Annotated in this window: 17 protein-coding genes; all 17 read left to right on the forward strand. The window is 40.3% G+C overall.

Annotation, left to right across the window (positions count from 1 at the left end; all coding sequences use genetic code 11):
* Positions 1-14: 14 nt before the first annotated feature.
* A complete protein-coding gene (locus QF028_RS02075; protein WP_429463816.1) occupies positions 15-2,168 on the forward strand; it encodes a Sip1-related alpha-galactosidase in 2,154 nt (717 codons plus the stop codon).
* 18 nt (positions 2,169-2,186) lie between these two features.
* Positions 2,187-2,723: an FAD-dependent oxidoreductase gene (locus QF028_RS02080; protein ID WP_429463818.1), complete on the forward strand. Its 537-nt coding sequence runs from the start codon at positions 2,187-2,189 to the stop codon at positions 2,721-2,723.
* Positions 2,724-2,862: 139 nt separating this feature from the next.
* Positions 2,863-5,331, forward strand: a complete 2,469-nt coding sequence (locus QF028_RS02085) for an FAD-dependent oxidoreductase (RefSeq protein WP_429463820.1) — start codon at positions 2,863-2,865, stop codon at positions 5,329-5,331.
* A 97-nt stretch (positions 5,332-5,428) separates the two neighbouring features.
* Positions 5,429-6,772, forward strand: coding sequence for a GH1 family beta-glucosidase (locus QF028_RS02090; protein WP_429463821.1), 1,344 nt, complete (start codon positions 5,429-5,431; stop codon positions 6,770-6,772).
* A 7-nt stretch (positions 6,773-6,779) separates the two neighbouring features.
* Positions 6,780-8,663 (forward strand): beta-N-acetylhexosaminidase, encoded by a 1,884-nt coding sequence (locus tag QF028_RS02095; protein WP_429463823.1) that lies wholly within the window; start codon positions 6,780-6,782, stop codon positions 8,661-8,663.
* A 35-nt stretch (positions 8,664-8,698) separates the two neighbouring features.
* Positions 8,699-9,511 (forward strand): sugar phosphate isomerase/epimerase family protein, encoded by an 813-nt coding sequence (locus tag QF028_RS02100; RefSeq protein WP_429463825.1) that lies wholly within the window; start codon positions 8,699-8,701, stop codon positions 9,509-9,511.
* A 48-nt stretch (positions 9,512-9,559) separates the two neighbouring features.
* The gene (locus QF028_RS02105; RefSeq protein WP_429463827.1) at positions 9,560-10,537 is read left to right on the forward strand and encodes a Gfo/Idh/MocA family protein; all 978 of its coding nucleotides are present in this window, start codon (positions 9,560-9,562) and stop codon (positions 10,535-10,537) included.
* 88 nt (positions 10,538-10,625) lie between these two features.
* Positions 10,626-11,234, forward strand: coding sequence for a YesL family protein (locus QF028_RS02110; protein ID WP_429463829.1), 609 nt, complete (start codon positions 10,626-10,628; stop codon positions 11,232-11,234).
* Between the two features lie 268 nt (positions 11,235-11,502).
* Entirely contained in the window at positions 11,503-12,840 is a 1,338-nt protein-coding gene (locus QF028_RS02115) for an ABC transporter substrate-binding protein (protein ID WP_429463831.1), read from the forward strand.
* Between the two features lie 74 nt (positions 12,841-12,914).
* Positions 12,915-13,877 carry a carbohydrate ABC transporter permease gene (locus tag QF028_RS02120; protein ID WP_429463833.1) on the forward strand — a complete coding sequence of 321 codons (963 nt, stop codon included), beginning with the start codon at positions 12,915-12,917 and terminating at the stop codon, positions 13,875-13,877.
* Positions 13,874-14,749: a carbohydrate ABC transporter permease gene (locus QF028_RS02125; RefSeq protein WP_429463835.1), complete on the forward strand. Its 876-nt coding sequence runs from the start codon at positions 13,874-13,876 to the stop codon at positions 14,747-14,749. Before QF028_RS02120 ends, QF028_RS02125 begins: the two co-directional genes overlap by 4 nt.
* 38 nt (positions 14,750-14,787) lie before the next feature.
* Entirely contained in the window at positions 14,788-16,299 is a 1,512-nt protein-coding gene (locus QF028_RS02130) for an FGGY-family carbohydrate kinase (protein WP_429463837.1), read from the forward strand.
* Positions 16,300-16,341: 42 nt separating this feature from the next.
* On the forward strand, positions 16,342-17,265 hold the full coding sequence (locus tag QF028_RS02135) for a class II fructose-bisphosphate aldolase (RefSeq protein ID WP_429463839.1): 924 nt from the start codon (positions 16,342-16,344) through the stop codon (positions 17,263-17,265).
* 40 nt (positions 17,266-17,305) lie between these two features.
* Complete coding sequence (locus QF028_RS02140; protein WP_429463841.1) at positions 17,306-18,685, forward strand: protein O-GlcNAcase; 1,380 nt, start codon at positions 17,306-17,308, stop codon at positions 18,683-18,685.
* 27 nt (positions 18,686-18,712) lie between these two features.
* The gene (locus QF028_RS02145) at positions 18,713-19,837 is read left to right on the forward strand and encodes an MBL fold metallo-hydrolase (RefSeq protein ID WP_429463843.1); all 1,125 of its coding nucleotides are present in this window, start codon (positions 18,713-18,715) and stop codon (positions 19,835-19,837) included.
* Complete coding sequence (locus tag QF028_RS02150) at positions 19,828-20,520, forward strand: hypothetical protein (protein ID WP_429463845.1); 693 nt, start codon at positions 19,828-19,830, stop codon at positions 20,518-20,520. The genes QF028_RS02145 and QF028_RS02150 overlap by 10 nt, the downstream gene beginning before the upstream one ends.
* A complete protein-coding gene (locus QF028_RS02155) occupies positions 20,517-22,991 on the forward strand; it encodes an alpha-mannosidase (RefSeq protein WP_429463847.1) in 2,475 nt (824 codons plus the stop codon). Before QF028_RS02150 ends, QF028_RS02155 begins: the two co-directional genes overlap by 4 nt.
* Positions 22,992-23,028 lie beyond the last annotated feature (37 nt).

Consider the following 23,028-nt stretch of genomic DNA (forward strand, 5'->3'; position numbering starts at 1 on the left):
AAAGGAGCGAAACTATGTTTCAATTTCAGCAAAATCAAAACGAGCTGCATTGTCTGTTGAATAATAAAATGGTTCTTTCCGGAATCCAAGTGTCTACGAATCTAGATAATCAATCAATTCAATTACTAGAGTTAAAAACCCTAGATGAGAGTACTGGAGAAGATCATCTTGGTTTTTATACAGAATATCGTTCCGAATTTAGTGATCATGCCGAGACAGTGAATATGAATCTAAAATTCAGGTGTTACGATTCATTTATCACCGCCTTTGTGGATGCGGATATTAATAATGAAGAATTGTTTAAAAAGCAATCCTTTTTTGCTCCGCAGCGTGCCATCAACATAACCATTAACAACATGATGGAAGAGTATGAGGTTATGGTGAACTATCAACATAAGGACTGGTGGACGCGGCCATTTTTCACGAATAACATCCAAGAAGTGCCAGAACGGACACAATCGTTATTATTAAGAAGTGAAAAAGAATATTTTCATATACTGCCTGTTTGTGATGAAGTATCGCGGACAGATTTAGCAGGTACTAAAGAGGGCTTGCAAATCTCCATTTCCCCTTTCCATGGTGGCTTTAATCATTTATCAACATTTGCCTTCATTTTAGGTACTGGGAATAATCCATTCTCTTTAGTGAATAAAAATGTTAAGAAAGCGACAACTGTTTGTGGACAAAGCATTATGCCTAGAGAAGAAAAAAAATATCCAGAGATTTTAGATTACTTAGGCTGGTGCAGCTGGGATGCTTTTTATCATGCCGTTAATGAGGAAGGAATCCTATCAAAAGCTGAAGAGCTCAAACAGAAAAAACTTCCTGTTAAATGGATGATGATTGATGATGGCTGGTCCGAAGTGGATAATAATAAGCTTCACTCCTTTGATGCTGACCAGGAGAAATTTCCCCATGGTTTAGCCAATACCGTTTCATCACTTAAGAATAACTATAGCGTGAATTGGGTAGGAGTTTGGCATACCCTTGCAGGTTATTGGGAAGGAATTTCACCCAATGGTCCCTTAGCTAAGTCATTAGAAAGCCATTTATATAAAGCAAAAAACGGCAGCTTAATTCCATCACCAAATGCGGAAGAGGGATTTGGTTTTTGGCATGCATGGCATTCCAAATTAAAGAAAGACGGAATCGACTTTGTGAAAGTTGACAGCCAAAGTGCCATCTCAAACTTTACGGCCAATAACCAAGCTGTCGGCGAAGCAGCAAGCGGGGCCCATACAGCACTCGAAGCATCTTGTTCCTTACATTTTGATAATACGGTGATCAACTGTATGGGAATGGCAGAGGAAAATATTTGGCATCGTCCATACTCAGCCGTTTCTCGTAATAGTGATGACTTTGTCCCACAAGAAGAGAGCGGCTTCAAAGAACATGCCTTGCAAAATGCCTATAACTCACTTTACCATGGTGCGTTCTATTGGGGCGATTGGGATATGTACTGGACGAAAAACCATGATGACCTGCAAAACATGATTTTACGGGTAGTTAGCGGTGGACCGATTTATTTTAGTGATGCGGTAGACCAAACAAATCCCGATATGATTTGGCCGTTAATTTATAATGATGGAAAAATCATTCGTTGTGAACAGCCTGGAGTACCAACAGAGGATTGCCTCTTTATTGATCCAACTCAAGCGAAAACGCCGTTAAAAATTTGGAATTCATGCAAGGGTGCTGGAGTTGTGGCAGCGTTTAATATTAATGAAGGAACTGGAACGATACATGGCTCCATCAGCCCAAGTGATGTTCCAAATCTAGCGGGTGAGACGTTTGTTATCTTTGATGTATTAAGGAAAAACCACTCGGTTGTGAGCAAAGAAGAAAAGATTAGTATCGAAATTGCTGAAAACGTGGCTTCCCTCTTTTTAATCATTCCAGTTCAAAAGCAATTTACGCCAATTGGTCTTTTAAATAAGCTCATTTGCAATGATGGGATCGTAAGGGTTTGGAACCTGGAAAAGGAAATGAAGGTAATCTTAAGAGAAGGCGGAGTTTTTGCTTTCTTATCTGAAGGAAACCCTGTAGAAGCAACCGTTAATGGTGAATTGGTATTAATTCACCAAGATCCTATAAACGAGCAGCTTTTCACAATTGATTGCAGCGATGTGGAAGGCGAAGTGTTTCTTGAGATAAAAAAAGTGAACTAATTTGAAGGGGCTTTCATTGTGGAAAATCATCGATTACCTGCTCAAGACATCCCGATTTTGGCGGAAGTAGATGTCGTCATTATAGGAGGGACCTTTGCTGGCTTAGCAAGTGCCTTAAAATTTGCCAAGCAGGGCAAACGGGTAATGCTGGTTGAATCAAGAACCTATTTAGGCAGTGAATTAACCGCAACGCTCAGTCCTTGGATTACCTCATCACAAGCAACAATGCCAAGACTAATTGAAGCTTGTGTAAACGCTTGTGGAAAAACTTTTAGCAATGGTAATTCTCAATCGATTGTCTTTCATGTCGATCGATTGAAATTACACCTGGAAGAAGTATTGCTTGCTGCGGGTGTCCGATTATTGTATGCCTCGCTACCGATTGGTATCACGAGGATTGCTGACAATTGTAATGGTTTAATAATTGCCAATAAATCAGGCAGACAATTGATTCAATGCCAAGGAATTGTTGATGCAACAGAAACTGCTATCGCTACCTTTTTAAACGGTGAAGCATTGAAATCAACTGTGGAAAGTAAAAAAAGCTTACTTTAAACGAGTTTTAGAGTTTACCAATGTCCAAAAGATAGACCAAACAGAATTACCTGTTCCCTCAGAATTAGTAATCAAAGAAAACAAGGTTCATCTCTACAATGGCTATCATGGAAAAGGACATGTCTATGTTGAATATCAAATGTTATTCAATGCAGATAATCGACTAGAAGAAAATCAGCAGCGTGAATTAACAGCACAAAAGGCAGGAATTGCTCTTGCAGAATATTTGGTTCATCACATCCCTGCCTTCAATAAAGCATTGTTATGTGCCAGCTCCTATGAACTAAAAGGGCCATTTCAAGAAAATGAAGTGAATCAAACTCACCAGGAGATTCAAATTGATAAATTAGCAGTAAATTATCCAAATACATGGAGTTTTTATCAAGATCTTTATGAGCATGGCAATACGGACTGGCTTGACCCTGTCAAAGCCGCTTCATTAGGCGAACAGTTTGCAGAATTAGTAAATGAACTTACTTTTAATCAGCAGAGTTCAAGACACACGAATGCTCAGGTCTCAATTGAGGATACCAGTTATGAAATGAGGATCCCTGTTGATTTATTAGATCGTAATGTTGACTATCGGTTTGTTCCGGCGCAGGAAATTTTCTTGTCTAAAACAGCAGGGGTGCTCGTTGCCGGAGGCGGTTCTAGTGGTGCATCAGCAGCAATCGTTTCTGCCCAAGAAGAAATCGATACTATTCTTGTGGACCTGAACCCAGGTCTTGGCGGGACAGGTACTTTTGGCGGAGTGGACAGCTATTGGTTTGGGAAGCGACATGGATATGCTGAGAGAATTACGAAACTCGTCCATGATGTGCAGAAAAGAATCAAGTACAAAGGTCATAAATGGAATATTGAAGCAAAAAAGTTTGCTCTGTTAGAGATGGCTGACCGACTAGGGATTGAATTGTTATTTAACACGATTACGTTTTGGGCAATCACAAAAGGAACCAAGGTGTGCGGCAGTCTGGTGGCAACTAAATGGGGAGCAGGTACCTTATGGGGCGACTGTGTGATTGATGCAACTGGTGATGGTGATCTTGCGGCATTTGCGGGAGCGGAATTTGAATATGGTTCTGTTCGTGACCATGTGGTGATGTGGTATTCGCTTGCTCAGTATAAAGAACCAGGTAAATTACAAAATAACTTTACAAGTATGGTAAATGTGTCGGATGTCCAAGACTATACTAGGGCAATCCTTGCCGGGAGAAGAAGGTGGAGCGCTGATGTGGATGGATGTCATGACCACGGCATTTATGTAGCCCCTCGGGAAAGTCGTCATATCATTGGTGATGTGGTCATGAATATGAGTGATCAATTGTTACATCGAAGCTGGGAAGACTGTATAAACATTCATTTTAGCAACCATGATATGAAGGGAATTAGTGAGGCAAACTGGGTAAATGCCGGCTTGATCCCGCCAAACCTTGAAATCGAAATCCCCTATCGAATGCTATTACCAAAAGGGCTGGACGGAATATTAGTGGTCGGCAAGGCGGTATCAGCAACGCATGATGCCCTGCCAGCTATTCGAATGCAATCGGATTTGGAAAACTTAGGGGGTATTGCAGCACTTGCTGCTGCGATGGCTGTAAAAGGAAAACAGTATCCTAGACAAATAGATTACCGGCTTTTACAGGAAAGAATCGTGAAAGAAGGCTTAATGCCTGAAGGTATTTTAAAGAGAAAAATGGAGGCTATTCAATATACGGAGGAGGAATTAAAGAGATTAGTTGATTCGATTGAGGTGAATGAGCCTCTGTACGAATACTCTAATATGCGGATGAATGAAATCTATCAAAAGCGGATACCGTTCGTTGAAATCTGTACAGCGGGAGAGAGAATCATCCCATTTCTCGAACAAGCATATACGGATGCAGACGGAATTCGTAAGGTACGAATCGCACAAGCATTGGCCATGTATGGGTCAAATTCAGGTGTACCAACCTTAATCTTTGAAATCATGACCATGCTTCAAGGAGAACAATTGCCTAAACGGACAGCGGATATTTTGTATGTAACGATGCCGCCTGACCACGGTGCAATGTCAGATGCTTGTTACTTACTCTACTCATTAGGACTTACAAGCGATAAACGAAGTATTAAGGTTTGGCAGCGGGTGGCTGATTTATTACATCCAACAGAAGAAGATTTTAAAGATACGATGTGGGGAATTTTCTACTATATCCATGCCCTTAGTGCTGGTGCTGAACGATTAGGTGATGTGGATGCGGTCCCAGTGCTAAAGCAAATACTACACATCCCATATGTGAACAATCAGCAATGTTATCAGGGCCATCAAGCAGACTTTTTCCTTGAAAGACGAGCACTTCTGGAATTAGCCATTGGCAGGGCCTTGGCGCGGTGCGGTAGTGCAAAAGGGTATGAAATTCTAATCAACTATCTGGATGATGTCCGTTCCTTACTTAGCAAGCAGGCTCTTACAGAATTAAAGCGGTTAAGTGCCCTTCTACTTCATAAGGATAAAAAGGCTTGGAGCGATTGGCTTGAGAGTGAAAAAGCTTGTTTAAAACCACAACCATATATTGTACATACAGATCCTTGTGACAACAATGAAACGATTCTAAGAAAAATAACTTTATAGTCTATTAGGTAAGGCAGCACTACTCCCTCCATTTTTGGAAGCGTGTCTAAGCCTTCCTTAAAGCGACTAAGTAACTTATCGAAAGGGGTTAACAATCGTGTCAATTATTACTTTCCCAAAAGATTTTCGCTTTGGTGTTTCCACCGCAGCTTATCAAATAGAAGGTGCCTATAACGAAGACGGCAGAGGCATGTCCATCTGGGATACCTTTAGTCGGATTCCGGGAAAAGTCAGAAACGGAGACAATGGCGATATCGCTTGTGATAGTTACCATCGAATCGATGAAGATATTGCCTTATTAAAAGAATTAGGTGTAAACACATACCGCTTCTCAATTGCCTGGCCGAGAATTTTTCCAAATGGACGAGGAGAAGTCAATCAAAAAGGTCTCGATCACTACCATGAATTTGTTGATAAGTTGTTAGAAAACGGAATTGAACCGCTATGCACTATTTATCATTGGGACCTGCCCCAAGCACTTCAAGATGAAGGCGGCTGGAAAAATCGCCAAACCATAGAGGCATTTGTGGAGTACTCTGAATTATTGTTCCATGAGTTTTCTGGAAAAATTAAATCATGGTTAACCATCAATGAGCCATGGTGTGTTTCATTCTTAGGATATTTCATTGGAGAGCAAGCGCCGGGTGAAAAAAATCTCCAATCAGCCCTTGATGTCGCACATCACTTATTACTTGCCCATGGGAAAACGGTAAAACGTTTTAAAGAGCTTGGAATTCCAGGAGAAATTGGTTTTGCACCTAACGTTACTTGGTATGAACCTTTTAGTAACCGACCAGAAGATATTGAGGCTTGCAATCGTATATCTGCCTGGTTCATGGAATGGTTTTTCGACCCTGTCTTTAAAGGCAGCTATCCACAAATATTAGTTGATTGGTTTGCAAAAAAAGGTGCAAAGGTCAACATCGAGGAAGGCGATATGGAAATCATTGCTCAGCCTATCGATATTTTAGGGATCAATTATTATACTGGAACGGTTTCCAGATATAAAGAAGGTCAAGGAACGTTTGATTGTGAACACATTGATATCGGATTTGATCATACGGATATTGATTTCACGATCTATCCAGAAGGCTTTTATAAAGTACTAATGGACATTAAAAATAAATACGGTGATGTCCCAATCTACATTACCGAAAATGGAGCAACGTACAACCAAGAACCAGTAGATGGACGTGTTCATGATGATAAACGTATCAAATACTTGAAGCAGCACTTAACGCAAATTAGTCGTGCTCTAAGCTCTGGTGTTAATTTAAAGGGCTATTGTATCTGGTCATTGATGGATAATTATGAATGGTCATACGGCTATAGCATGCGTTTCGGTCTTGTTCATGTCGACTATCAAACATTAAAAAGAACAAAGAAAGACAGCTATTATTGGTACAGCAAGTTGAATCAAAACTATTGGTTTGAGGTGTAGTTTCCCAATGAAAATTCACTTTTACGGCGATATCCAAGGTCTTGAACAAGGATTAGCAATCATTTGTAACGAGCTAAAGATTGAACAAAGTGAACAAGGGTTTCCTATTAATGTGAAACAACAGGATGGTTCGTTAACAGTAAACTGCCAGCCGGAACGCGGCGGAATTTTTTTTCAAGAGAAAATTCACTTTTTTCGAGCATTAGGATTGTGGATACAAGAATTTAAGGAAAGCATTGACTTCCAGGTAAGTGAAGAGCCTCAATTTAAAACCAATGGTGTTATGGTCGATGTTTCTCGAAATGCGGTTATGACCGTAGATGGGATTCAAAATCTTCTACGAAAAATGGCTTTAATGGGCCTAAATGTCGTCATGATGTATACAGAGGATACATTTACAGTCGAAAAGTACCCCTATTTCGGGTATATGCGTGGGAGATATAGTGATGAGGAATTACGGGCATGTGATGACTATGCTAATTACTTTGGCATTGAAATGATACCCTGCATCCAAACACTCGCCCATTTAACCGAGGCACTGAAATGGAATTATGCTTCGACCATAAAAGATACGAGCGATATCTTATTGGTTGGTAATGAGGAGACCTACGAATTTATTGAGGAGTTATTGAAGTCTGCTTCAAAGCCATTTCGAAGCAAACGTATTCATATAGGTATGGATGAAGCACATCAGCTTGGCTTAGGAAAATATTTGGAGCAGCATGGTTATCAAAAACGATTCTCGATTATGAATGAACATCTTCATAAGGTTGTGGCACTTGCAGAGAAGCACTCGTTAAAACCAATGATTTGGAGCGATATGTATTTTCGACTTGGCTCGAAAACAGGAAATTATTACGACCTAAATGCCCATATACCAGCGGATGTCATTGATTCAATGCCGAAAGATGTCCAGATGGTTTATTGGGATTATTACCATACAGATGAGGGATTTTACCGAACGTTCTTGCAAAAGCATAAAGAATTTGGCTCTGAGCCGATCTTTGCAGGCGGCGTGTGGACTTGGAATGGGATTGCCCCAAACTATGGAAAAACAATAGCAACTACAAATGCTGCTTTGGAAGCATGTAAAAAAGAAGGAATCACCGAGGTATTCGCTACCATGTGGGGCGATAACGGGGCAGAAACACATCCATTTGCTGGTTTGGCTGGACTGCAGCTATATGCTGAACATGGATATGGAATGGAAGTGAGTGAAGAGAGATTAGCAAAACGTTTTTCATTTTGTACCGGTGGAAATTGGGACGACTTCCTTGCCCTAAATGAGTTTGATGAAACCCCGGGTGTTTCAAAGGATAATCTTCATGAATCACATCCATCTAAATTTTTGTTATGGCAGGATGTTTTACTCGGTTTATATGATGAAAATATACGCGATTTACCGTTAAACGAACATTATTTAAACTTAGCTTCACGCATGGAAAAAGCAAATGAACGGAATGAAAACTGGTCAGAGCTGTTTTCTTTTTATACCCAACTTGCCCGTGTACTAAGTATAAAAGCAGAGTTTGGCATCCATTTAAAAGCTGCTTATGATCAAGTGGATAAACAGGAGTTAACACACTTAAAGGACCAGCTTCCATTATTACGCTGCAAGGTAGATGAACTGCGGAAACTACACCGCTCCTTATGGTTTATAACCTTGAAGCCTTTTGGCTGGGAAGTAATCGATATTCGCTACGGAGGGATATTATCTCGATTAGAAACAGTGGAATATCGCCTGCACCAATGGCTTGATGGAAGCATTAGCAGAATCGAAGAATTAGAGGAAGAACGTCTTTTCTTTGATGCGCCATGGAAGATGCCTGAAGGTGCTTTAGGAAGAAATTCATACCATCGAATAGTAACAGCAGGAGGATTCTCTGTATAAGTAGCTTGCAAAATAGCAATAGAATAGGGGTGTTGATGATGATAATTGGCTTTCAAACGGCAAACTATTTTGCCCGTGCAACTAACTACCAGACTAGTATGGATATGTGGGGAGAAGCTGAACGGAAAGTAATTGAGACCTTTAACCTAGCTGAATTTGACCGTATTTGCGGGGATATTCAAGGTGCAGGGTTTCAGGATATCGAACTCTGGATGGGACATTCCTTTCCTAAATTTATGACTCCTTTTTTTGCAGAGGAATTACAGAAAATTTGGAAGAGTCATGGATTAAGTGTCTATTCATATTCATGTTCGCTTGGTGATCCCGTTCGATATCCAAGATGGACCCGTCTTTGTTTTGAAACAGCCAAAATGCTTGGAATTGAGTTAATTACTAGCGGAATTACCAAAGAATCAGCTCCAGTTATTAATAGCCTTTGTAATGAATATGGAATGAAGGTTGGTGTTGAGAACCATCCAGAAAAGCACCCAGACGAGATAAAGGCTGCCATAGGGGATTATGGTGACTTACTTGGTGCGACCGTCGATACAGGCTGGTATGGGACGCAGGGCTTTTCAGCAGCCGAAGCAATCTGGCAATTAAAGGATTATTTACTTAATGTTCATCTTAAAGATGTCAGGGAAATAGGGGAGCATAATCCCGTTGCGCTCGGAACAGGAATTGCTGGTATTGCTGATTGTGTACAAGCCCTAAAAGAAATCGGCTATGATCGGACAGTATCAATCGAACATGAAGCAGGAAAACATGATCCAACCAATGACTGCGCTAAAGCTCTTGTATGGGTAAAGAGTTTACTTAAGGAGAGCCAGCCGATTTCAGGGCTATAGAGCTTTGTTTAGGTTTACATATAAATAATAATGAGGAGGAATGAAATAATGGTTCGAATTGCAGTGGTTGGCACCGGCTGGCAAGGCCAAGGGCATTTAAGTACGATGAAGAAAATGCCAGAAATTGAAGTGGTAGGTGTTTGTGAATTAAATGAAGAAACCCTCTTAAAAGCTGCGAATAAATTTGCAGTAAAGGGTTTTACAGACTATGTGGAAATGCTCGAGGAAAGCAAACCCGACGGGGTCATTATCTGTACACCGCCAGAGGTCCGGGAATTTCTTGTACGTGAAGCAGCGGAGCGGGGCATCCATTGTTTTATTGAAAAGCCGCCTGCAAAAAGTCTGGAAATGGCGAAAAAGGTTGAAGAGATATTAGACCGAACTGGTGTCATTAATAGTGTGGGTTTTATGTACAGGTACAGTCCTGCTGTTGCCTATTTAAAAGAGCTGATTAAAGGCAGAAGAATTGCCTTGGTTCGCAGTGCCATGCTCGATGGGTTAGCACTTCGTCCGAATTGGCCGCGCTGGTTCTTTAATAAAGAAATATCGGGAGGGCCTGTATTTGATCAGGCGATTCATATCTTTGATTTATCCCGTTACCTGCTTGGCGAGGTAGAGCGAGTAACTGGTTTTCAAGACAATCTCGTTGTTCCAAAGGGTGGAGACTTTACGGTTGAGGATAGCTTTAATCTTTCGATGAAATATCAAAACGGAATTTTACAAAACCATACTCATACTTGGTCCTATCCAGATGTTTTTACACAAATTGAACTTATTTCCGACCAACTTCACTTAACGCTTGACCTTGTAAAGGGAAGTGTAACCGGGAAGGTGGAGGGAGAAACGATTGCTTTTCAAACGGAAGAAAATGCACTTTACCAGCTTGAGTTAGCGGCGTTTGCAAAAGCAATCAAAGAAAAGAATCCTGAATTGGTACTCTCAACCTATAAAGACAGTATTCAATCTCTTTCAGTTGCTCTAAAAGCAATGGATGCACTCGAAGTTAGTACAAAAATAACTAGATAAATAGTTTAGAATGGCTAGGGGTGTCATGCTATTTTGAGGCATCCTTGGTCTTCCATTATGATTAAGTCATTTTAAGGAGAGCGTTATTATGCGTAGATCACTAATGTTTATAATGGAGTGGCTGTGGAGACTATTATATCTGAACGCAATTTGGCTCTTATTTTCACTGCCCATTTTTACGATTATTCCAGCAACTGCGGCTATGTTTGGAGTAATGGACCGATTGGTGAGAGAGGATGACGACGAGCCAGACTTTAAGGTCTTTTTCCGTGAGTTTAAAAGATTATTTCTAAAAAGCTATCCACTTGGACTTTCAATAGTGATTATTGGCGGGTTGCTAGTTTTGGATCTAATGATACTAAGAAATGCAATTTCTGATAAGGCTGAAATTATTCGGGTTGCAGTATTAGCAATTAGCTTGTTATTTTTAATTGCCATATCCTATAGTTTTCCTGTTTTTCTGCGCTACGAATTCCCATGGTATAAAACACTATTTTTTTCATTTATGCTCGGAGTGCGTAGACCTGTCGTCACATTCTTAATATCGTGTGGCTTTTTGTTGATTATATTACTGCTTTTGTTTGTTACCGGGATTGGAATATTACTGTTTGCAAGTTTAATTGCCTTAATCAGTACTACTTCTGCTCATTATATCATTAATAGCTTGCCTAAATTAAGTTCACAAGGGGCTGCCTAATCGGTTCCCTCCCCTTTGTGCCAACTTTTCAAGGACATCTCAAAATTAAATTGATAGAATATTCAAAAGTTGTTGACATGTAAACGCATTCATATAATAATAGTGATAAGTCCACAAAACCTCACATAATCAGTAATTAATTCCACAAGATTAGTCATAATACCATAGGTATATGAGGGAAAACATTGGAAGGAGAGTAAAACTATAAAAATATATTAATAGTTTGTGAGGTTGTGACCGATTATAAAATATTCTAGGGGGAAATTGAATGAAAACAGTAAGAAAAACATTAATGATGCTGTTAATGCTAGCAATGAGCTTCTCATTAATCCTGACTGGTTGTTCAAGCAAAGAATCTGGTGCAAATGAAAATAGCAGCAAATCTAAGAACGGCGAAAAAGTTGTCATCGATTTTTGGACTTTTTGGGGATCTGAGATCCGCCGTCCAATCATAGAAAAAATTATTGATGATTTCAATAAATCTCAGGACAGAATTGAAGTAAAACATACATATCTGCCATTTGGAGATATTTGGACGAAAAACTTAGCTTCAATCGCCGCTGGAAATCCAGCTGACATAATAATTAACGACATAAACGCAGTTGGAAGCCGGGCGAAAAACAATCAAATTACGAATCTTGAAAAATATTTGAAGAAGGACCCAGAAGTAAAGGACCGCTTCTTCCCAGAATTATATAATTCTACTCAGTACAAAGGGGAAACATACGCTTTGCCATTCAACACAGATACACGTCTTTTATTCTGGAATAAAGATATGTTTAAAGAAGCTGGCCTTGATCCTAATACACCACCAAAAACATGGGCAGAGTTAGAAGAAATGGGTAAAAAGCTAGATGTGAAGAAGGGGAATAAATTCGAAAGAATCGGTTATCTGCCAAACTATGGAATTGAATCAGATGTCTGGATGATCAATGCAGATGGAAAAGGCTACTGGGATTTTGATGCAAATAAACCGGTTATCAATGATGAAACAAACGTAAAAGCTTTAACATGGATGAAAAAGTATTATGACTATTACGGTGATAAAACGATTAATAGCTTTAAGGCAGAATTTGGTGAGCAAACGGCAGATCCATTTGTTGCTGGTAAATTAGCAATGACTACTGATAATGCAAATTTCTTCACGAAAATAAGAGATTATGGTCAAGGGATGAACTTCGGCGTTGCTCCATTACCTGAAATGGAACCAGGAACTGGAAATTCAAGCTGGGGCGGTGGATTTGTGGCTGAAATTCCTAAAGGAGCAAAACATCCTGATGAAGCATGGGAATTCCTAAAGTATTTAACAGATGTTCAAGCACAAGAATACTGGGCTGTGAAAAACTTTGATATTGTTGCAAACAAAGAAGCAGCAGAAAAAGCCTCTGGCAGTGCAGATTTTACAGAGGATGGCAAGATGGTGTATTCGTCAGCAAATGAAAACATGAAACAAACCTTGCTAACGCCAACGCCAATTGAAGCACCTGACTATGTCAATTTAATTAAACCTGAGCTTGAGTTGGTTCTATTAGGGAAAAAGTCACCGAAACAAGGATTGGATGCTGCACAAAAGGCAGTGGAAGAGTTGGTTAAAAGTAACAAATAATGATAGTAAATTGTTCAGGGAGTGACTTCATTTCGCTCCCTGATTGTTTAACCTTGAAAGAAGGGATGAACGAGATGGAAAGAATGATTTCAGGCAAACCAGTAATTACAAAAAAATTAAAAAAATCAAAAGTAAAGGCCTCGTTACAGCGAAAAGAAGGATTGCAAGGTTACCTTTTTATTGCACCATGGATCATTGGGTTTCTGTTTTTCATGGCTGGACCACTGTTATTTTCCCTCTATGGCAGTTTTACCAATTTCAACATTACTTCGACGATGGATTTTATCGGCATTGATAACTTCAAAAAAATGTTTACTAATGACCCAATCATATGGCTCTCACTACGAAATACGCTTTATTTTGTTGCCGTCTCTGTGCCTTTAACAACGGCTGGGGCTGTCGTGCTTGCCGTTCTATTAAATCAGGGAATACGGGGAATGCGAGTATTTCGAACAATTTATTATTTACCGGCTGTTCTTTCCGGTGTGGGCGTGTATTTGCTTTGGATGCAGCTTTTAAGCCCATCTTCAGGATTGGTAAATACTTTGCTGAGCTTTATAGGAATTGATGGTCCTGCTTGGCTGACAGATCCTTCTTGGACAAAGAACGCTTTAATTTTTATGAAAATGTGGAGTGTCGGTGGAGGTATGCTTTTGTACCTTGCAAGCCTTCAAGGTGTATCACCGTCTTTGTATGAAGCAGCTGAGATTGATGGCGCAAGTTCGTTTCGAAAGTTTTTTCATATAACCTTGCCAATGATTTCCCCAGTCATCTTTTTTGATATCGTGACAAGTACAATCGGAGCCTTCCAAATTTTTCAGGAAGCCTACGTAATGAGTAAGAATGGAGAAGGTGGACCAGCTAATTCATTGGTATTCTTCAATTTGCATATGTGGAATAAGGCATTCAAGGTTTTTGATATGGGCTATGCGATGGCTATGTCCTGGGTTTTATTCATCATCATCCTTGTGTTAACGGTAATCAACCTAAAGCTTGCCCCGCGCTGGGTACATTATGAAGGGGAGGATCGGAAATGAGTGTAAAAGCCCAAAAGCAGAATAATTATTTTGAAAGTGTAAAGTTCAAGAAAAAAATGGGCCAATCCATTGTACTGATCGTCCTCATTGCGGGAAGCCTGTTAATTTTATCTCCAATCTGGTGGATGATAGCCACTTCTTTGAAGGATATGAAAGAAATTATGACATACCCGCCAACCTTTATTCCAAAGGAATGGCATTGGGAAAACTATTTAACCACTCTTCAAAAAGGTCCATTTTTGAAATACACCATGAACACGCTTTTTATAACCTCTCTTGTTGTACTGGGGAATGTTTTCGCAAACTCGTTCATTGCCTATGGATTTGCGAAAATCCAGTTTCAAGGCCGGAATGTTTTGTTTGGTATCGTCCTTGCAACAATGATGATACCTGGATTCGTTACATTAATCCCGCAATATGTTCTCTACGCAAAATTGGGCTGGTTGAATACGTATATACCGTTAATCCTCCCTGCGTTCTTTGGAAGTGCTTTTTTCATTTTCTTGCTTAGACAATTCTTTTTAACAATACCAAATGAATTAATTGAAGCAGCTAAAATAGATGGGGCTAATCATTTAATTATCTGGTGGAAAATTTTTGTTCCACTCTCAAAACCGGCGATAGCCACGGTTGCGATTTTATCTTTTAATGGAGCCTGGAATGATTTTCTTGGTCCGCTGCTGTTCATAAATGATGAGTCTCTGTTTACGCTGCAATTAGGATTGCAAATATTTAAAGGTCAAAATGACACGCAATGGAACTTTTTGATGGCTGGTTCTCTCATGGTATTGCTTCCGGTTATCATGCTTTTCTTCTTCTTCCAACGTTATTTTATCGAAGGAATGAATTTAACAGCTGGGTCTAAAGGATAATGCTGAACAAGGAATCCATGGAAGGAATGGTTTAAGCAATGGCATTACTTGGTATTGATATTGGGACAACTCATTGTAAGGCTGGTTTTTTTCATGAAAATGGGTCAGCCATTAAAATAGCTGTTCGTCCAACCAATAAACATTATAACCAACAAGGTGAACCGTTTTTTTCTCCCGAAGAAATATGGGGAAATATTGCAAGCTGCATACAGGAAATCTTACTTGGGTGTGAGGAACAGATTTCGGCAATCGGAATTACGAGTATGGCTGAAACTGGACTGCTGCTGGACAGACAAACAGGAAGGCCAAGGACCAATTTCATTCCATGGTTCAGCCGTTGTGCGGAAGCCGAAGCGGAGGAAATATCGAAAGAGGATAGCTCCTTTCAGCGCTTTCAAAAAACCGGCCTTCATAATAGCTACAAATATGGGCTTGCAAAAATATTGCACATAAAAAAGCAGAATGAAGGTATTTTGGAGGGGGCAGTTTGGCTGTCTGCATCCGATTATATTGCTTACAGGCTTACAGGGAATTTTGCTACTGATTATTCTTTGGCTGCAAGAACCTATGCATTTCGAATTGATCAACTAACATGGGACCAGCCCTGGATGAAGCATTTTGACTTACCGGAACAATTGTTTCCAGAAGCATTGCCGAGCGGAAGCAAAATGGGTGTTACCCAAACAAAAGATCTTACTGAACTAGGAATATCCCCTGGGATTCCTGTTGCTATTGCAGGTCATGACCACCTCGTTGCAGCCCTTGCCGTTGGTGCGATAAACCCAGGAATCGTTTTCGATTCTATCGGAACGGCTGAAACCATGGTAGGTGCATTTGAAAAGAAGCAACTTACAGAAATGGATTACGCTTCTGGTATGACGTTCGGCTGCCATATCGTGAGGGACCGCTATTTTTGGATGGGAGGAATATCAGCCTCGGGAGGTTCAATTGAATGGTTCAGGGAACAGTTTTCTAATCAGAAAATGTCCTATGAAGATATTACGTCTCTCTGCACAGATGTGAAAGAGGGTCCATCACGTATTTTATATTACCCCTACTTATCTGGAAGTGGCTCACCACAGCCCGACCCATACGCAAGAGGAGCTTTCATTGGTCTCAAGGCATCTCATCAACGTAAAGATCTTTTGAAAGCAATGATGGAGGGTACAGCGTTTGAACTGGAATCCATTCGCAGATCAGCAGAAAGAATATCTGGACATCGGATCAATCGAATGATTTCAGTTGGCGGGGGGACGAAAAACAAATATTGGCTGCAAATAAAATCAGACATTACAAACTGTCAGTTAACCATTCCGGAAATTAATGAAGCAACCCTGCTTGGTGCGGCTATAACGGCAGGAATTGGTACCGGAGTTTATAAGTGCGAGGAGGAAGCCGTTTCGGCAATTCAATTTTTACACTCCCAGGAAATAGTACCAAATCAGGATTTCCATCAAGAATATAAATGCTTGTATGAAGAAGGCTATATGGGCCTTCAGGAACAATTACGGAACTTTTATCGCAGATTTCCATCGTCCTCAGGCGAATGAATGAAAAGAAAAAAGATAATAAGTTAATTAAAGGAGCCCATAATGATGACAACTAAATTCGATTTAATCAATGTACTGACGCTAAAAGAAGCTTTAGAAGAGGCGGAAAAAAAAGGCTATGCAATCGGCTCTTTCTCCCCAAGATATACTCCAATGATTCGCCCTGTTTTACGTGCGGGTGAAAAGACAAAATCACCGTTGATTGTCCAAATTTCACAAAAAGAATTGGAACGGTATGGGATTACCCCGTTTGAATTTGCAGAAGAATTTTACACAGCAGTAGAAGAGGAGCAAATTACGGTTCCTGTCGTACTTCACCTTGACCATACAAAGCAAATCTCTGTGCTTGAGGATGCTATTGAGGCTGGATTTACCTCCGTTATGATAGATGCCTCTGAACATGAGTTTGCAGAAAATATATCTATCAGTAAAAAAGTTGTTGACTATGCCCATGCAAAAGGTGTTTCGGTTGAAGCGGAGTTGGGGAAAATCGGAACAACCGATTTTGTGGAAACTGACAAGGATGAGGAGCTTTATACGGATCCGGATGAAGCTTTGCAGTTTGTAAATGAAACGGGATGTGATGCATTGGCGGTTTCATGTGGAACAGCCCATGGTGTCTATCTTGTTAGACAACCTAAGGTGGACATCGATCGATTAAAGGCAATCCGGAAGTTAACTCCGGTTCATTTAGTTCTTCATGGTGGATCTGGTGTTCCGGCTGAAATGATCATCGAAGCCACTAAGCTTCCAAATGGCGGTGTAAGTAAAGTTAATATCGCAACAGATTTAGAGATTTCCCTTCTAAATGCCCTTGGAAAAGAAGAACGGATGACGAACGAGGAATGCAAATCCCTTTCTACGGAGCAGTTAGAAATCGCGCAAAACGCTGTTGAGGTAACAGTAATCGAAAAAGTTCAGAACTTTCTGGGAAGTGCGAATCAGGCAGAAAGCTTTCAGGCTTAAATAGAGGAAAAGATTAATCACTTAATAAGGGAGGTATTAGATGACAGGATCATCCCATTTTCCAGTAAGAGGGATCATTGAAGGATTTTATGGTTTGTTCTACATGGCTCCCGAACGAGATGATTTAATCTCTTTTATTGCAGATCATGGCTTTAATCTTTACATTTACGGACCCAAAAATGATCGCCAGCATCGTGCCCGCTGGCGGGAACCTTATCCAGATTTCATTATGAAAATGTTTGCTGAAACAGTGGCTCACTCTATGAATCTAGGAGTAGAATTCTGCTACTCTATCGGATCTGGTGTTTCAATCAATTATGCATCCGAAGCAGATTTCGACTTGATTACCTCCAAGTATAAAGCGTTTTATGATATTGGAGTCAGACATTTTATGATTATGCTCGATGACATTGCTCCCGAATTTCATCATCAAGAAGAACGGTTAATGTTTAACAGTTATGCTGGAGCACATGTTTATACTGCAAACAGATTGTTCCATTGGTTGAAATCGCTCGATAAATCATGCAAATTATCACTTTGTCCAACTGATTACCATGGGAGGGCTCCATTTAGTGATTATATTCATGAACTAGGAAAAGGATTAGACCAGGAGATTGATATCTTCTATACAGGACCGGAGATCTGTTCTAAAACCATATCGGAAAAGGATACCGCTGACTTTGCAGAAGCAGTCAAGAGAAAACCGATTATTTGGGATAATTATCCAGCTAATGATTTGGCAATGACGAGTGAGATGCATATCGGTCCAATAACCGGACGTCAATCTAGCCTACCTAATGTGTGTAAAGGGTTTATCGTCAATACGATGATCCAGGCCGAGGCTTCAAAAATAGCTTTGCTGACCTTCGCCGATTATTTCAAAAATCCAGATGGCTATGAACCATGGTCATCATGGGAAAATGCGCTGAAAACGGTGGGCGGAAAGGAAAACTACAAAGCTTTAAAGCTCTTTGCTGAGAATTCTTTGTATTCCTGTCTAGATTATCATGAAGCAGCATCTTTGGAGCAGTTAGCCAAAAAGGCACTTATTAGCCTACATTCAGGTGAAACCGCATCCGTTAGTGAGGAGGTCCAAAAGTTGTTTGATTACCTGGATTCGCTTGATGAAGCTGGGTACCATCTTAAATACAGAATGTCTAATTACGCCTTGCGTAATAATCTTGTTCAATGGATTGAACTGATGGAAAGTTGGGCTTGGGCAGGGAGAAGGGCCATTATAGTTTTAAGGGCTTTGGAAAAAAACGAGGATATATCTGCTCCTCTCAATTGGCTGAAGGAATCGGTCAGTGAAGTACGGAAACATCCAAAGCGATATGCAGGAAACATACTACTTCCACTGATTGAGTATGTTGAGTCGAAAGTTGATGAGGAAAAGGAATACGTAAATATCTTTAATTGAAGATAATGATCGGAGTTGTACCAAGGGATGAGGAAAATTTCAACCAATCTTTTCTTATTTGAAGATACATGTAATGTGTATGTGATCAAGGCCGGAGAAACTGCGGTCTTAATTGACTTTGGCGATGGGAAGGTTCTTCAACACCTGGACTCGATCGGGGTGGAAAAGGTGACGGATATTTTTATGACCCATCACCACAGGGACCAGGGCCAGGGGCTGCCTATTGCAGTTCAGGAAGGGATTCGTATTTGGGTGCCCCACACTGAACAAGACTTATTTAATCATATAAATGAACATTGGAAGGCCAGGGAAATCACTAACAACTACAATATGCGCCAGGATCGTTTTTCTCTTCTCCAATCTGTAACTGTATACGGAACATTGAAGGATTATTCGACACATGTTATTAACGGGATCCCTTTAACGATTATTCCTACTCCAGGCCATAGCATTGGTTCAATCACTATCATTGCAGAAATCGATGGTAAGAAGACAGCATTTACAGGAGATCTTATTTATGCCCCAGGGAAAGTTTGGTCACTTGCGGCTACACAATGGTCATACAATGGAGGGGAGGGTATCGCGTTAAGTGTCCTTTCCCTTTTGGATATAAAAGAGCAAAGTCCAGATCAGCTATTACCTTCACATGGACAAATAATGGAGGCCCCATCAAAAGCTATGGACCTCCTTATTGAGCGGTTTGCAGCACTAATGGAACAAAGAATGCAAAACCCAAGGCTATTCAAATTGAGAGAAAATCCATATGAAGCCATAACACCTCATTTGTTAAAAAATAATACAAGTATGTCCAATGCCTATGTCGTACTGTCGGAAAGTGGGAAAGCCCTGTTCATTGACTTTGGATACGATTTTATAGGCGGGATTGCAGCTGGGAGTGACAGAGCTTCAAGAAGACCTTGGTTATATACGCTTTCGAAGTTAAAAGAACAATATGGGGTGGAAAGGATTGATGTTGTCATCCCGACTCATTACCATGATGACCATGTGGCTGGAATAAATCTATTGAGGGAAATAGAAGGAACTGAAGTTTGGTGTCCAGAAAACTTTTCAGACGTCCTAGAAAATCCTCAAAAATATGATTTACCTTGTTTGTGGTACGACCCAATCAAAGTGATCGACAGTTGCCGTTAAAGCAAAAAATTAAATGGGAAGAATTTGAATTCACTATTTATGAGCAGGCAGGACATACGCTCTTTTCGGCAGCGATTGAATTTACCGTCGATGGGAAACGAGTTCTCGCGATAGGAGATCAGTATCAAGAGGACGACGGCCAATTCAATTATGTGTATCATAACAAGTTCAGGATTTGGGATTACATTGATAGTGCAAAGCTCTATAAAACTGTTAATCCAGACATTCTTATTTCCGGCCATTGGGAACCGGTAATTGTTACAGAGGAGTTTCTTCGTCGAATTGAAGAAAAAGGGAAGGAACTTGAACAACTCCATCGAGATCTTTTGCCTTTAAATGAGTTAGACTTAGGGGCTGAAGGCTTTGGAGCCAGCTTCCACCCCTACCAGACAGAGGTTGAACCAGGAAAAACTTTTTCAGTAACCGTGGAAATAAAGAACCCGTTTCATGAAGAAAAAGAGGTTTTTGCAAAAATGATCACGCCGATGGACTGGTCCGTCGATAAAGGCGAGTTCAAAGCTAAATTTACTAGTATGGAAACAACACAATTTACAACATACATTACAGTTCCTCTAGGAACTACTGGCTATAGAGAACGAATTGCTGTTGATCTTACCGTTGGGGAACATCATTTTGGGCAGCATGCTGAAGCTCTTGTAACGATTTTAGGAGGGGACAAATGATGACTGAGAAAACGATTGCTACAAAAGAAAAACAATTGCCGAAAACAAAAGAGAAAACTTTACATATGATTGGAAATGCTCATCTAGATCCAGTTTGGCTATGGCAATGGCAGGAAGGGTTCCAGGAAACAAAAGCAACATTTCGCTCTGCACTCGACAGGATGAACGAGTATCCTGAATTCGTGTTCACGAATAGTTCTGCCGCTAACTATGAATGGATTGAAAACAACGAACCGGAAATGTTTGAAGAAATTAAACAGCGTATTAAAGAAGGCCGCTGGGAAATTGTCGGTGGCTGGTGGGTCCAGCCTGATTGTAATATACCAAGCGGAGAATCGTTTGTACGCCAGGGATTGTATGGCCAACATTATTTCCAAGAGAAATTTGGGGTGACGGCAAAGGTTGGCTATAATGTCGACAGCTTTGGACATCATGGAATGCTTCCACAAATTTTAAAGAAAAGCGGCATGGATTATTATATCTTCATGCGCCCAAGTCCGCAGGAAAAAGGACTTCCTGGAAGGTTATTCTGGTGGGAATCAGATGACGGATCTCGTGTATTAACGTACCGTATTCCATTTGAATATTGCACATGGGGCAAGGAACTTGAGAAACATATACGTCGAAATGCCAATGAATTAAAAGCACCTTTTAATGATTTAATGACCTTTTACGGGGTTGGCAACCACGGCGGCGGCCCGACGAAGGAAAATATCGAAAGCATTAAACAATTAAATGAAGACTCATCATTTCCAAAGCTCGTATTCAGCACACCAAATAAATTTTTTGATGAACTCATGAAAAAGAATCTTCCGTTTCCAGTGGTGCATGATGATCTTCAGCATCATGCAAGTGGGTGCTACGCCGTTCATTCCGGAATTAAAAAATGGAACCGGGAAGCAGAAAATGCACTGATAAAAGCAGAGAAATTCTCCGCTCTTGCAAATTGGACGACAGGACAAAAATATCCGGTTTCTGAATACGGACTGGCATGGAAAAATGTATTATTCAATCAGTTTCATGACATATTGGCTGGTACAAGTTTAGAAGTGGCCTATGATGATGCACGGGATATGCACGGAGAAGCGATGTCGATTGCCAAAAGAGGTGTAAACTACGCGATTCAATCGTTATCATGGAGGATTAATATTGAAGAAGAAGAAGGAATGAAACCTCTCGTTATCTTTAATCCTCATTCCTGGAATAGCAAAGTAAATGTTGAACAAGAAGTAGGTGGATTACAGTCAGGAGATATTTTAGTAGATGAAGAGGGAAATCAAGTTCCAATGCAAACGGTTCAATCACAAGCAACAGCAGGGGGTCGATCCCGTGTCAGCTTCATTGCCGAGCTTCCTTCAATGGGATACCGGGTTTATAAAATTGTCCGCCGTCATGCGATTAAAGAATTCACAACACTCAAAGCAAGTGAAACAATCTTAGAAAATGACCATTTCCGGGTTGAAATAGATTCACAAACCGGTTTCGTCACTAGCTTATTTGATAAACAAAATAACCTGGAAGTATTAAGCGGACCAGCTGCAAGACCTGTCGTCATCAACGATAAGAGCGACACATGGTCCCACAATGTGCTCCGTTTTAATGAAGAAGCGGGGACATTCAAAGCAGTCAGCGTGAAGTTAGTGGAACATGGGCCAGTAAAATCGGTGATCCGTGTTGTCAGTGAATTTGGTAAATCAACTCTCGTTCAGGACTTTACTATGTACAAGGAGCTTGACCAGATTGATGTCCATTGCTCATTAAACTGGCAGGAACAATTTAAAGCACTAAAACTGAAGTTTCCTGTCAATCTTATTTTTAGAAAATCAACCTATGAAACTCCGTACGGACATATTGTCAGAGAGGGGAATGGTGAAGAAGAACCAGGCCAAAATTGGATTGATACCTCTGGATCTCATCCTTCAACAGGGGAAGGATACGGAATAAGCTTATTAAATGATGGCAAGTACAGCTTTGATATACATAACAAGGAAATGAGTATGACTGTTCTTCGCAGCCCAATCTATGCACATCATGATCCAATCGTTCCGGAGGAGAACGGATCTTATTCATTTATTGACCAGGGAATTCAAAGATTCACATACTCCCTTCTGCCGCATTCAGGAAATTGGGAAACAGCAGGTACCGTAAAACGTGCTGCTGAATTAAACCAAAAACCTATTAGTATCATTGAAACCTATCATAAAGGATCACTTCCACAGAGAGATTCCTTCTTGTCTGTTGATGTTGAAAATGTCATTGTAAGTGTTATCAAGCAAGCAGAGGGCAATGAGGATCTCATTGTGCGTGCCTATGAAACATCCAATGAAGCGACTACTGCCGTTATTAGTCTTCCAAAATGGGATCGAACGATAAATACAGAGTTTAAACCATCAGAAATAAAAACATTCCGGATCCCAAAAGATCAATCCAAATCAATAGTTGAAAACAATTTACTGGAATGGGAAGATTAAGAAAAAAGCTTATTTGAGCAAGAAGGGGTATTTCAAA

The sequence above is a fragment of the Neobacillus sp. B4I6 genome (genome assembly GCF_050434045.1).
Taxonomy (GTDB): Bacteria; Bacillota; Bacilli; order Bacillales; family Cytobacillaceae; genus Neobacillus.

What these genes read in the sequence shown, in the direction of transcription:
- QF028_RS02075 (WP_429463816.1), top strand. Translation starts at nt 15, where the DNA reads ATGTTTCAATTTCAGCAAAATCAAAACGAGCTGCATTGTCTGTTGAAT.
- QF028_RS02085 (WP_429463820.1), top strand. Translation starts at nt 2,863, where the DNA reads ATGTTATTCAATGCAGATAATCGACTAGAAGAAAATCAGCAGCGTGAA.
- QF028_RS02095 (WP_429463823.1), top strand. Translation starts at nt 6,780, where the DNA reads ATGAAAATTCACTTTTACGGCGATATCCAAGGTCTTGAACAAGGATTA.
- QF028_RS02100 (WP_429463825.1), top strand. Translation starts at nt 8,699, where the DNA reads ATGATGATAATTGGCTTTCAAACGGCAAACTATTTTGCCCGTGCAACT.
- QF028_RS02105 (WP_429463827.1), top strand. Translation starts at nt 9,560, where the DNA reads ATGGTTCGAATTGCAGTGGTTGGCACCGGCTGGCAAGGCCAAGGGCAT.
- QF028_RS02110 (WP_429463829.1), top strand. Translation starts at nt 10,626, where the DNA reads ATGCGTAGATCACTAATGTTTATAATGGAGTGGCTGTGGAGACTATTA.
- QF028_RS02115 (WP_429463831.1), top strand. Translation starts at nt 11,503, where the DNA reads ATGAAAACAGTAAGAAAAACATTAATGATGCTGTTAATGCTAGCAATG.
- QF028_RS02120 (WP_429463833.1), top strand. Translation starts at nt 12,915, where the DNA reads ATGGAAAGAATGATTTCAGGCAAACCAGTAATTACAAAAAAATTAAAA.
- QF028_RS02125 (WP_429463835.1), top strand. Translation starts at nt 13,874, where the DNA reads ATGAGTGTAAAAGCCCAAAAGCAGAATAATTATTTTGAAAGTGTAAAG.
- QF028_RS02130 (WP_429463837.1), top strand. Translation starts at nt 14,788, where the DNA reads ATGGCATTACTTGGTATTGATATTGGGACAACTCATTGTAAGGCTGGT.
- QF028_RS02135 (WP_429463839.1), top strand. Translation starts at nt 16,342, where the DNA reads ATGATGACAACTAAATTCGATTTAATCAATGTACTGACGCTAAAAGAA.
- QF028_RS02140 (WP_429463841.1), top strand. Translation starts at nt 17,306, where the DNA reads ATGACAGGATCATCCCATTTTCCAGTAAGAGGGATCATTGAAGGATTT.
- QF028_RS02145 (WP_429463843.1), top strand. Translation starts at nt 18,713, where the DNA reads ATGAGGAAAATTTCAACCAATCTTTTCTTATTTGAAGATACATGTAAT.
- QF028_RS02155 (WP_429463847.1), top strand. Translation starts at nt 20,517, where the DNA reads ATGATGACTGAGAAAACGATTGCTACAAAAGAAAAACAATTGCCGAAA.